This is a genomic window from Actinoplanes sp. TFC3 (genome assembly GCF_001553785.1).
In the GTDB taxonomy this organism is placed as follows: Bacteria; Actinomycetota; Actinomycetes; order Mycobacteriales; family Micromonosporaceae; genus Actinoplanes.
Map to the genome: position 1 here is coordinate 118718 of NZ_LOJP01000001.1, position 12368 is coordinate 131085.

Genomic DNA, 12368 nt, shown 5'->3' on the forward strand with positions numbered 1-12368 from the left:
GCCCTGGCCACCGGCGGAGCCCCGGTCCCCCAGCCCCGCGGCGTCCGCCTCGGCGGCGTCGCGGGGCTGGGGGACCGGGGCTCCGCCGGTGGCCAGGGCGGCGCCGGGGACGCGCTGGGGGTACGAGCTGCTGGGGCTGCCGTTGTCCGGGTCGCCGAAGGATGCTCCGGGTACGCGCTGGGGGTAACCGCCGGAGGGGGAGTCGTCGAGCGAGGCGCGCGCGAACGGGGAGTCGGTGCTGGACGGGCCGAACGGGGACGACTCGGAGTCGTCGCGCGCGGTTGCCGACGTGCTGCGCAGCGGGAAGCTGGCGCCCTGCGGCGCGTCACCGCGCACCGGGAAGCCGCTGACGTCCGAGGACGAAGAAGCGGCCGGCGAGGGCGCGAAGCCGGACGAAGACGAGGGCGCGAAGCCGGAAGAAGGCGAAGGCGCGAAGCCGGAAGAAGGTGAAGCGGCCGGCGAAGGCGCAAACCCGGAGGAAGGCGAAGACGCGAAGCTCGATGAGGGTGAAGACGCGGGGTCCGACGAAGCCGGTGAAGACGGAGAAGCGGCCGGCGAGGAGCCGGGAGCGTCCGGGTAGTCGGTGAGGGTTGCCCCGGGTACGCGGACGCGCTGGTCACCGAAGGCGGAGATGCCGGGCGGGCGTTCGGCCGGAGCGGCGGCGTTGGCGCCACGCTCGAACGGGCCGCGGCCTTCGCCGGGGGAGCGGCGGGGCAGCTCTGGCGACGGGGCCCGGGTTGGGGCGAAGCCGTTGAACTCGCCTACCGGGCCGGCCAGGGGGCCCCCGGCGTTGCCCGGGTTGCGCTGCGGGAGCAGGTTGCCCTGGGCCGGGCGCATGGTGGGCTCGAAGGAGGCGTTGGGGGGCGTTACCGGTGGGCTCCAGCCCGAGGGCACGTCGGAGACGCCGCCGCCGGGGGCGATGGTGGCCTCGGCGGACGAGCCGGCGGCCGGGGAGGTCGAGCCGAACTGGGCCGCGCCGGGGCCGAAGGTGGGGCCGGGCTGGGCCTGGCCGGCCGGGGGCACCGCGGGAACCACGAATGGGGAGCCGCCGTTGGGCGTCGCCTGCGGTGGTGGGCCGTATCCGCTTGGGATCGACTCCTGGGCGTGCGGGTAGGACGGCTCGGCGGTGCGGGAGCCGTTGGTATCTGGCGGGAAAGAGTCGGACCCGAACTGGTCGGCTCCGCTGCCCGCGGCCCCCGGCTGCCGGCCGGACTGCTGGCCCTCGGACGTCATAACCGCCTCCTCCAATGACTGTCGGCCGTGCCAGCTTATGCACGGACGCGGCCGACCTTGCAGAGCTGGGCATGACCCCGGTCACGTCGACCCGGCCGGCCGAGCCAGGGCGGGTGGCCGTGCCCAACCGTACCGGTCGTAGCCGACAGTAGGAATCCCGGTGTACGCCGTCCGGAGCGTCGGAAGTGCTGCGGAACGACCGAACGTGATCATGCACACGTAGGACAAAAGTCATCAATGACGGGTTGAATCGCCGTGACCAGGGTCGCGAAGAAGGTTCGGAACAGCCCGAGACCCCAGCCGGTGCATTGGCTGGGGTCTCGGGACGTCGCGTCGATCAGGTGGCGATCAGAGTGCGCGACGATGAAAGTTCTACTGAGAGTTACTATCAGAACACGCGCTGCTGCGAGAAGATGACGATCTCGTCGCGCATGGACTGCGTGGGTGCGGCCTTCCACGCGCGCTCGATAGCGCGAGCGTCGCGCTTCGCAAGACGGCGGCTGCGGATGCGGTCGATGGTGCTCATGCGGTGCTGCTCCCCCTGGCCTTCGTTGGCCTCGTCGGCTGTGCCCTCGGCTCCGGCACTAGAACTATTGTTCCGCGCCGGAGCCGAAGAAGCCAACGATTAACAGGGTGATCCCGCTTACCTGCCTAAGGATCGAAGGTTTGGTGCCGATTGGCCGAATGAAGTCAGGTCCAGGAAAGTAGGGCGTCGGCCGGGTCCTCCAGGAAACGGCCGATGTCGCGCAGGAACTTGGAGCCGAGCTCGCCATCGATGATGCGGTGGTCGAACGACAGCCCGAGCGTGGTGACCTGGCGAATCTTGATCTTTCCCTTGTGGACCCACGGCGTCGGGCGGATCACGCCGAACGCCAGGATCGCCGACTCGCCCGGGGGCAGGATCGGCGTGCCGGTGTCGACGCCGAAGACGCCTACGTTGGAGATGGAGAACGTGCCGCCGGACATGTCGGATGGTGGTGTTTTGCCGGTTTTCGCAACCTGCACCAGACCATTCAGCCCCTCGGCCATCTCGCGCAGGCTCAACTCGCCCGCATCCTTGATGTTCGGCACGATCAGCCCGCGTTCAGTCGCCGCCGCGATCCCCAGATTGACGTAATCCTTGACCACGATCTCGTTCGTCGCCCCGGACCAGGTCGAGTTGACCATCGGGTGACGCTTGATCGCGAGCAGGACCGCCTTGGCCACGAACAGCAGCGGCGACAGCCGGACATCGCGGAACTCCGGTCGCGCCTTCAACCGCTCCAGCGCCTTCACTGTCCGGGTCACGTCGACGGTCAAGAACTCCGTGACGTGCGGGGCGGTGAACGCCGAGGCGACCATGTTCTCCGCGGTCAGCTTCCGGACGCCCTTGATCGGGATCCGCTGCTCGCGGGAGCCGTTGACAGCAGGCGTCGCAACGGCCGGCAAAGAAGGCAAGACAACTGCGGAAGCGGACAGTACGTCGGAGCGCGTCACCGAACCGAGCGGCCCGCTGCCCACCAGTGACAGCAGATCGATCCCGAGATCCTTGGCAAGCTTACGAACAGGCGGCTTAGCCAGGACCCGCGAAGGCGCAGCAGGCGCGGCTGGAGCAGAAGGAGCGGCTGGAGCAGGAGGAGCGGCAGGTGCAACCGCCGGAGCCGGGGGAGTGGCGGCGGAAGCGGTAGCTGTGGACGTACCCAATCGGGGTCGTCTCTTGGCAGTGACCGATTTCGGGCCGTAACCAACGAGTACCGCCGTGCGCCCGCCAGGGGCCGGACCGCCGATCAGGCCGGGCTCGACAGCACCCTCGGCCGGCGCGATCTCCACCGCGGCGAGGGATTCAGCCGAGGGAACCGGGCCACCATGCGGGTCGGTGTCGATGGAGACGATGGGCGCGCCCACCTCGACGGTCGTACCCGCCTCGACGTGGATCTTCGCCACCACGCCGGCCCACTTCGCCGGGATCTCCACCGCTGCCTTTGCGGTTTCGACCTCCACGATGGGCTGGTTGAGTTCGATGGTGTCGCCCACGCTGACCAGCCAGGTAAGGATCTCGCCCTCGGTCAGGCCCTCACCGAGGTCGGGCAGCGCAAAGTCCTTGATCCGCGACATCGGCGTCACCATCCGAACGAACGGTCGACGGCGTCGAGTACCCGGTCCAGGTCCGGCAGATACTCCTCCTCGACGCGGGCGGCCGGGTAGGGAACATCAAAACCGGTCACGCGCAGCACCGGCGCCTCCAGGGAGTAGAAGCACTCCTCGGTGATGCGGGCGGCAACCTCAGCACCCAGCCCGGCGTTGCCCGGAGCTTCGTGCACCATCACGGCCCGACCGGTCTTGCGCACCGAGGCGAACACCGGGTCGAGATCCAACGGGGACAGCGTGCGCAGGTCAATGACCTCCAGGCTGCGGCCGTCCTCCTCGGCAGCCGCTGCCGCGTCCAGCGCGACCCGGACCATCGGACCGTAAGCGATCAGGGTGGCATCCCTGCCTTCGCGGGCGATGCGAGAAGCGTGCAGCGGGTACGAATCCTGCGGCGCCAGCGACAGGTCGACCTCGCCCTTCTCCCAGTACCGCCGCTTGGGCTCGAAGAAGATGATCGGGTCATCCGAGGTGATCGCCTGCTGGATCATCGCGTAGGCGTCGGCCGGGTTCGAGCAGGTCACGACCTTGAGCCCGGGGGTGTGGGCGAAGTAGGCCTCGGGCGACTCGGAGTGGTGCTCGACCGCGCCGATGCCCCCGCCGAACGGGATGCGGATCACGATCGGCAGCCGCACGTTGCCCAGCGACCGGTAGTACATCTTCGCGACCTGCGCGACGATCTGGTTGTAGGCCGGGAAGACGAAGCCGTCGAACTGGATCTCGCAGACCGGCCGGTAGCCCCGGATGGCCAGACCAACAGCGGTTCCCACAATGCCGGCCTCGGCCAGCGGGGTGTCGATGACCCGGTTCTCGCCGAAGTCCTTCTGCAGGCCATCGGTGATCCGGAACACGCCGCCGAGCTTGCCGACGTCCTCGCCCATGATGACGACCTTGGGGTCGGACTCGAGGGCGCGCCGCAGACCGTGGTTCAGCGCCTTGCCGAGAGTGAGCGTTTCGGACATCAGTGGGCGCTCCCCTCGAACGATGCCTGGTATTCGGTGAACTGCTGGCGTTGCGCGTCCACGACCGGCGAGCCGTTCGGATAGACGTTGTCGAACAGTGAGATGGGCTGCGGATCCGGCATGGCAAGCACGCGTTCGCGCAGGTGCAGGGCGAGCTTGCGGGCGTCGTCGTCGACCTGGCCGAAGAAGTCGTCATCGGCGAGCTGCTGCTTGCTCAGGAACGCCTTGAGCCGGCTGATCGGGTCCTTGGCCTTCCACGACTCGACCTCGCTCGCGATGCGGTAGCGGGTCGGATCGTCCGAGCTGGTGTGCGCGCCCATCCGGTACGTGTACGCCTCGATCAGAGTCGGACCCTGCCCGTTGCGCGCGTTGTCGAGGGCCGCCCGGGTCACCGCATAGGTGGCGAGCACATCGTTGCCGTCAATTCGTACTCCGGGGAATCCAAAGCCCGCCGCCCGCCGGTAAAGCGGGATGCGCGTCTGGCGCTCAAGCGGCTCCGAGATCGCGTATTGGTTGTTCTGGCAGAAGAAGACCATCGGCGCGTGGAACACGCCGGCCCACACGAACGACTCGTTGACCTCGCCCTGGCTGGTAGCGCCGTCGCCGAAGTAAGCGATGACCGCCTCACCGTCCGGGCTGCCGGTCTTGCCGTCCATGGTCACGCCCATGGCATAGCCGGTCGCGTGCAACGTCTGCGAGCCGATGACGATCGTGTACGTGTTGAACTTGAACTCGTTCGGGTCCCAGCCGCCCTGGTCAACGCCGCGGAAGAGGCCGAACGGCATGATCGGGTCGATTCCGCGGCAGTAGAGAACGCCGTGCTCGCGGTAGGTCGGGAAGGCCATGTCCTGCGGCCGCAGCGCACGTCCGGAACCGACCTGCGCCGCTTCCTGGCCCAGCAGGCTCGCCCAGATCCCCAGCTCGCCCTGGCGCTGCAGGGCGGTTGCCTCGGCGTCGAGGCGGCGGACCGTGACGAGGTCCTTGTAAAGGTCGCGGTACTCGTCGTCGCTGAAGCTGACCGAGTACGTCACACCCTCCGCCGTGGTGACGCTGTCGACGCGCTCACCATCGGGGGTGAGCAGTTGAACGAAACCGCCGGCCGGGGCGCCTACCCCGGCTTCGCTTTCGCCGTTCGCCATTCGTGTCTCCCTGTTCATCTCTGCGCCCACGGCGGGTGTCGCCCGTCCGCGCGGCCGTCCGGTGGTCTGCCGCGCCTGGCCCGGGTGAGGTTGCCGCGCGGTCCGTCGACGTGATCAAAGACCCCGCCGGGGAGTGACGACCCCCACCGCGCTCCGCTGTTCGCGAAGGTGACGGCGGCGGTGCCGTCCACCCTCATCCTCGCAGAGAACGTGAGGGTCGCCACAGGTCAGGTCGATCACAGATCTGAAATCTTCAACCCTCATAGCTGTCCTTATTTGCCCCCATAAGAAACATTCGTACCCTCACTTCCGTCGGAACGCCCGCCCGCCCCCGCTGCTCAACCAGGCGATCCTCGTTTGCCCCTCCAGCAGCAACGGATCCATGTTGATCTTTACTCAGGGGAGGGTGCCGGCCGTGCCGGAGCAGCCGAACGACGACCCGCTGGTGCCACCGATGAAGGTGTTGCGCAAGCGGCTCAACGGCGTCTACAGCGCCGAAGGCTTCACCGGCACAACCCGTCGTTATGTGCTGATCGTGGTAATGCTGGTCGGACTGGCATCGCTTCCAACGCTCGCAGCGATCACCGCAGGCTCAAGCCAACTCGCCGAGGAACGCCCGCGCGTAACAGATGTGCCATTCATCCCGCCGGCCTCCAGCGGGCCGATCCAGGTAAGTCCAGCACCGTCGCCGACCGCCGGCATCCACGGACAAGGACAGAAGAAGAAACCGATTCCGCCGTACGTCCAAAGCCCGTCGCCTGTACGTTCCGGCTCGCCTGCTGGGTCTCCTTCGAGGCCTGGGTCCTCTGGGGCCTCTCGGTCCTCTGGGGTCTCTGGGGCCTTTGGGGAATCGTCTCGGTCATCGTCTGGAAACTCCTGGGGACGTGATGGGGCTAACTTGCCTGGCCGGCCTTCTGTGCCGGGCCGGCCTGCGCCTGGTCCGCCTGTGCCCGCGCCTGATAAGCCTGAGCGACCTGCGCCAGATCGGCCTGCTTCACCGGTTCGGCCTGGTTCGCCTGGGTGGCCGGGATTGCCCGGTGACCCCGGTGACCCCGAGGGACCGGGACAGCCCGGTAAGCCGCTGCCACCGGTCAAGCCGGTTACCCCCCGAGACCCCAACCCCGGTGCCGGCCCCAGCGACCCGGGTGATCACGGCGGCTCGGACGGTGACGGCGGCGCGGACGGTGACGGCGGCGCAGGCGGGGACGGGGGGGCCGGGGGGGGCCACCGTCCCCGTGACCCCCGCCCGGGTGGGGGGGGGGGGGGGGGGGGGCGACCCGGGTGATCACGGCGGCTCGGACGGTGACGGCGGCTCGGACGGTGACGGCGGCGCAGGCGGTGACGGCGGCGCAGGCGGAGACCACGATCCCGATGACCACGGCTCGGATGGCGGTGACGGGTCGGGCGGTGACGGTTCGAGCGGAGGTAACGATGACGGTTCCGGCGGTCATGGATCGGAGTGCGATCACGGTTCGGGCGGCGGTAGCTCAAGCAAAGACGGCTCGGATGCGGGTGACGGCTCGGCTCATCACCGCAGCTCCGGGAGCCGCCGTCACCTGGACAGCAGGGCACGCTCGTCCGGCTACAGCTCACACGTCCGCAGCGTGAGCCACCGTGCTTCGCGCAGCCACAGCTCAAGCACCCACGATTCAAGCCCCCACGCTGGCACCCGCGACACCAGCGACCACGACACCCGCGACCCTGGCTCAAGGACCCGCAACACGAGCGACCGCTACTCAGGGATCGAAAACTCGGGCACCCGCGACCCCGACTCGAACGCCGGCAACAAACGCGACCGCCACTCAAGCATCCGCGGTTCAAGCACCCGCTCTACAAGCGATGAAGCACCCACCACAAACGACCGGACCCCCACCGCAAGCGAGCGCGAGCCAGCCACAAGCGAGCGCATGCCGACCGCAAACGGTCCCCACTCGCCGTACCGCCGAATCAGCGACCGCACCGCCAGCGATCGAACCGCGCACCATTCAACCCCGGAGGACACCGATGATTGACCGCCCGCGGAACCTCCGGCTCGCTCGGCAGATCGACCCTGGCCACAACAGCCATCGCTCGCAGGCGGCCAAGTTCACGGGAAACCGCCCAGCCGACCATCTTTACCGCGGTGCCGAGGTTCGGGGGGCGGTCCGGCACTTCGACCGGGGGCGGGCCAGCAACAGTCGTTGAGTGCTCAGGTGTCGTCGGAGAGGCGGTTGCGGTTGGTTTCGATCCAGGCGTCGATGGCTTCGGGGTCGTTGGGGTCCACGCCTTCGGAGATGAGCTGGGCTACCGCCGCCGTGGCTGGGCTGCGCTTTTCGCCGGTGGCGTAGAGGCGGGCGAACTCGGGGATCATTTCCTCGACCACCGTGTCCGTCTGCTCGGTTGCGGCGTCGGGGAGGCCCTTCTTTCTCATCGCGTACGCCGACCAGGCTCGCGTCACCCGGGGCAGCATGGCTGCGTCGTCCATGTCCAGGACGGCGCGGCGGTGAACCCAGTCCAGCAGGAACAGCCCCGCCACGGCCGGGCTCCAGCGCAGCGGATCCGGGTCGGGCAGGCTGGCCGCGTGGTCGAGGATCAGGCTCAGACAGAAGTGCAGGGAGGCCAGCTCATCATCGGCGGCCACCTTGTCCAGGGTGAAGCGGGTGGCTTCGGGTGAGGCCAGGAAGTCGCGGAGCAGGCGTTCGCGGTCGGGTCCGCTGAGCTCGGGCGGCTCGGGGAGCGGCGGGACCGCGGACTTGGGCAGCAGCGCCAGCCGCGCTGTGGCCAGGGCACGGTCGGTGGCGAAGCTGCCGTCCTGCGGCAAATCCGTCAGGTCGTCGGTAATCTCGAGGTGGCGGTCGACTTCGGCGCGCAGGCGGGCCGGGTCTTCCTCGCGGAACCAGGTCAGTTCGTCGGTTGCGCACATCTCGCGGACCTGGCCGAGGATGCGTTCGGCTGGGCCGCCCACGAAGACGTCCTTGGTGATGCCGATGTTGTGGTCGACGAGCGCCACCACGGCGTGCTCGGGGCCGCCGTCCTCGGTGTCCTCGTAGGCGAACGTGACCAGGTACGAGGTCTGGTCACCGTAGACATCGCCGTACGCGTAACAGCCTGTGGGACGCACCCGGGCGAGTTGGCCGGCCCAGGCCGGGGTTTGCGCACCCCTTTTCACCTCGGCCGCGCCGGTGGCGTCGGGCACCAGGGCCGCGAACACCGCGCGGATCGTGGTTGCGGAGGCTGTGCGCCGGCGGGTGGTGGCGGCGAGGAACTCGCCCACGAAGGTGCGTACCGCCTGAGCCCGGTCTGTGGAGGCTACCGAGTACACGCTGCCGAGCAGGGCGGTGCCCAGCATCTCCGCGTCCAGGGCGCAGCCGAGCTTCGCCACGTCGCGGGCCGCGTGCAGGACCGCGTCGTACGGATTTTGAGGTGCTGCCATGCCGCCGAGCCTACCGGGACAGCAGCCCGCAGGCCCTATTCCGAACGGACGACGGTGAGCGACTCGCGGGCTTGGGCGTACGCATGCAGCACCTCACGCACCGGCGCCACCACATGTTCGCGGCCCACCTCGGTCACCGACTGGCGCAGGCGGTGCTCGGCCCGGCGCTGAGCCCGGCGAGCCCCGGCGTTGACGATCGGGCGCAGCAGCATGGCCAGCAACAAGCCCAGGACCAGGCCGCCGAGCAGCAACAACGTGGGCAGTGGCACCACGCCGACCTCGGGATAGTCGAGTTTGGGCAGACCGAGGGCGCGCATCGCGTACCCGGTCAGAAGCCAGCCCAGACCGGCGATCGCGGCGATGGTGAGCAGCCATTGCAGGATTCCCACGGCGGTCCACCAGAATGGCTTGCGGCTCATGCCGAGGTCCGTTTTGGCAATGGCACGGTCGAGCGCGTCGGGCAAGTCGTGCAGCTTGGAGCGGGCCGCGTTGTTGAGCGCGGGGGCCCATACCTCGGGCAGAGGAGCGGCGGCGCGGGCGGCGACTGCTCGTACCGAAAGGCCCACTGCACTTTTCTGGGCCGCATCAGCGTCGGGCACTGACGTACGGGGAACCGGCGCTCCTTGATCTTCGTCCTCGAAGAAGGGGGCCACGCCTTCGGTGTCGATGTGCAGCCGCTTCAACGGATCCGGCCGTAGCTTGCGCACCCCGCGGATCAACGGCCAGCCGGTGTTGGCGATCGCCCGGTGCCGGTAAGCCCCGGACGTGGCCTCGACCACGGCCGGTACGCCCGCCGAAGCCGCCAACGCATCGGTTAGCTGGCGCACGGTCGCCCGATCCACCTCGTCCTCGGCGGCCGGCGGACCGATGGTGGCGGCCAACTGGTCGCTGACCGCGTCCAGGTCACCGGCCAACCGGCGCAGCGCCGCCTGCCGCTCGGCTACCGTCTTCTCCAGCGACGCGCGCAGCTCGGTGAGCATGCCCGGCTGCTTGGCCGAGGTCGCCAGGGCCGGCACGCCGGTCAGCCCGTCCTCCTCCAGCAGCCGCTTGAGGTCGGTGAGCACGATCTCGGTGTCGCTCGGGTTGAGCCGGTCCGCCTGGTTGAGCACCACCACGGTGACGTCGGTGAGCGAGCGGAACTGCTTCAAGTAGGCGTTGTGCAGGATGCGGTCGCCGTACTTCTGCGGGTCGACAACCCAGACGACCTGGTCCACCAGCCCGAGCAGGCGGTCCACCTCGAGCCGGTGGCTCTGCTCGATCGAGTCGAAGTCGGGCAGGTCGAGCAGCACCAGACCGCGCAGGGCAGCCTCGTCGTCGCCATCCAGGGCGCTTTCCCGGATGAATCGCTGCCGCGGCAGCACTCCGACCCAGTCCAGCAGCCGGTTGGCCGGTTCCAGCGGACCCCACACACAGGCGTGCGCGACACCGGTCGTCGGCCGGCGCACGCCCACCGGCGACAGCTTGAGCCGCGCGAGCGCGTTGAACAGGCTCGACTTGCCGCTGCCGGTGCTGCCGGCCAGCGCCACCACCGTGTGGTCCTGCGAGAGAGCCAACCGGCCACCGGCGCGTTCGACAAGCGTGTGCGCGGCGACCAGGTTGCTGTCGGGCAGGTACGGATCGGTCACCCGCAGGAACCGCTCCAGCGCCGACAGTCGTTCGGTGAGCTGTTCGACATTCACGCGGTCGTCGTTGCCCAGCGCGCGCCGCACGCGGTCGGCAAGGCTGCTCATGACGACGTCCCGGTCAACGCGAGTTCCTCCCTGGCCCGTTCCACGTCCGCGGCGGCCTGCCGCAGCGTAGTGCCCGGCTCAAGCTCCAGGCCCACGGCGGTGGTGCGGTCGGTGTAGCGGGCCGCTTCCGCGTCGAGCAGCACGTTAACCCGCTTCAGTAGTTCGGTGCGCGCCCGGGCTGCCAGCGTGCGGATGGCCTGGTCGCCGAAGACCGCTTCGAGGACCTTCTGCGCCGCCACGGTGGTGCCCGCGCCGACAGCGACCTCGGCGCCGGTGGGGATGAACGCCGTTGAGGTGAAGACCGCGATCATCACGGCCAGACCGATGCCGTTGACTGCGTACGCGGCTCCCCGGGCCACTATTCGCTTATCGCCGGCTTCCTTGCGTACCAGGTCAAGCACGTATTGCTGCCAGTCCCGCACCATGCGTTCGGCGCGTTCCGGGAGGTCGGCAGACGGTTTCTGCAGGGCCGGCTCCAAGAGCTCAACACCTGCGGGGTACGACGACCACGCCGCGTAAGCCTGCTCGGCCGCGTCGGAGGCCACCCCTCGTACCAGCGTGACAAGCTGCGATTCGAGAGCATTCTGCAGGTTGCGCCCCGGCGCCGGCCGCCCGGTGAAGGCCGACACGACCCGGTCCCGCAACTGCCCGACCCGCGACTCCAACGTCTTCAAGAACTCGCCGGTCCCCACGAACTCCTGCCAGCGCGCCAGCACCTCACCGCGCAGCAGCCGCCCGTCCTTGAGACCGTCCTCGATGTTGCGCCGCCCGGTGCGGTAAGCCGCGGTGACCCGCTCGTCCAAAGCAGACGCCACCACAGCTTGCTCATCCGCGGCCGCCGCCAGCCCCGCAACCGCCGGTCCCAGCGCAGCCAGCGCCCCATCCAGCGTCTGCCGGACAACGGCCCCACGCGCATTGGCATCCGCCGCAAGCTGGGCAAACCACGTGTGAAGCTGCCGCGTCACGTCCTCGGAGAGCAACCCTTGGCCGTCCAGAGTGGTCTCCGGCAGGACGAACAGGGGAGCCGCACCCATGTCGTGATTGGTCAGCATCTCGGCCAGATGCGCCGAGATCTCCGGAGCCGCCTCCTGAGGCACGCGGTCCAGCACCAGCGCAATGACAGTGCCGCGCAACCGAGCCGTTTTGAGAAGTTCCCACGGTACGGCGTCAGCGTAGCGAGCAGCAGTAGTCACGAACAACCACAGATCCGCAGCCGCCAGCAGTTGAGCCGCCAACTGCCTGTTCCTGTCCACCACGGAATCGATGTCCGGTGCGTCCAGGAAAGCAAGGCCAGGCCCCAGCGCCGGCGCCGAGACCAACTGCAAGGTCTGCGGATCGTTGCTGGATTCAGTGGTACGAGTAAGGCCCGGCAACAACTCACCCTTGCGGAACCACGACTCATCCGCCGGGTGGCTCACCAGCACCGGAGACCGAGTAGTGGGCCGGAGCACCCCGGAAGCACTGACCGGAGCCCGAACCAAGCTGTTGACCAGCGTCGACTTCCCGGCCCCGGTCGACCCGCCCACAACCACGAGCAGTGGGGCATCCAACCGTGCCAGCCGTGGCAACAGGTAGTCATCAAGCTGCGATACCAGCGCTGTACCAACCCGCCGCGCCTCCTCGGCCGACGGCAACACCAGCGGGTACGAGGTCCCGCCGATGGTCGCCCGCAGGTTGGAGAGCGCGGTGGCCAGGGCGCCCAAGGCTGGCGGTGGCTCGGCGGTTTTCGCTGGGGCGCTCGGGCCGGCTGGGGTACCCGGGGTGGGCC

The 12368-nt window shown here is 68.9% G+C and carries 7 protein-coding genes and 1 pseudogene; all 8 read right to left on the bottom strand.

Annotated elements, in window-relative coordinates; genetic code table 11:
- Positions 1-1233 (bottom strand): annotated as a pseudogene (locus TFC3_RS37690) (hypothetical protein); the annotation flags it as partial.
- Positions 1234-1621: 388 nt separating this feature from the next.
- A complete protein-coding gene (locus TFC3_RS38440) occupies positions 1622-1759 on the bottom strand; it encodes a hypothetical protein (protein ID WP_173745284.1) in 138 nt (45 codons plus the stop codon).
- Between the two features lie 164 nt (positions 1760-1923).
- Positions 1924-3336, bottom strand: a complete 1413-nt coding sequence (locus tag TFC3_RS00550; RefSeq protein WP_173745355.1) for a dihydrolipoamide acetyltransferase family protein — start codon at positions 3334-3336, stop codon at positions 1924-1926.
- Complete coding sequence (locus tag TFC3_RS00555) at positions 3333-4322, bottom strand: alpha-ketoacid dehydrogenase subunit beta (protein ID WP_067494081.1); 990 nt, start codon at positions 4320-4322, stop codon at positions 3333-3335. Before TFC3_RS00555 ends, TFC3_RS00550 begins: the two co-directional genes overlap by 4 nt.
- Complete coding sequence (gene pdhA / locus TFC3_RS00560; RefSeq protein WP_067494083.1) at positions 4319-5458, bottom strand: pyruvate dehydrogenase (acetyl-transferring) E1 component subunit alpha; 1140 nt, start codon at positions 5456-5458, stop codon at positions 4319-4321. Before pdhA ends, TFC3_RS00555 begins: the two co-directional genes overlap by 4 nt.
- A 2188-nt stretch (positions 5459-7646) precedes the next feature.
- Entirely contained in the window at positions 7647-8870 is a 1224-nt protein-coding gene (locus TFC3_RS00570) for a hypothetical protein (RefSeq protein ID WP_067494089.1), read from the bottom strand.
- A gap of 35 nt (positions 8871-8905) precedes the next feature.
- The gene (locus tag TFC3_RS00575; protein ID WP_082771788.1) at positions 8906-10600 is read right to left on the bottom strand and encodes a GTPase family protein; all 1695 of its coding nucleotides are present in this window, start codon (positions 10598-10600) and stop codon (positions 8906-8908) included.
- Positions 10597-12303, bottom strand: a complete 1707-nt coding sequence (locus TFC3_RS00580; RefSeq protein ID WP_067494092.1) for a dynamin family protein — start codon at positions 12301-12303, stop codon at positions 10597-10599. The genes TFC3_RS00575 and TFC3_RS00580 overlap by 4 nt, the downstream gene beginning before the upstream one ends.
- Between the last annotated feature and the right edge of the window lie 65 nt (positions 12304-12368).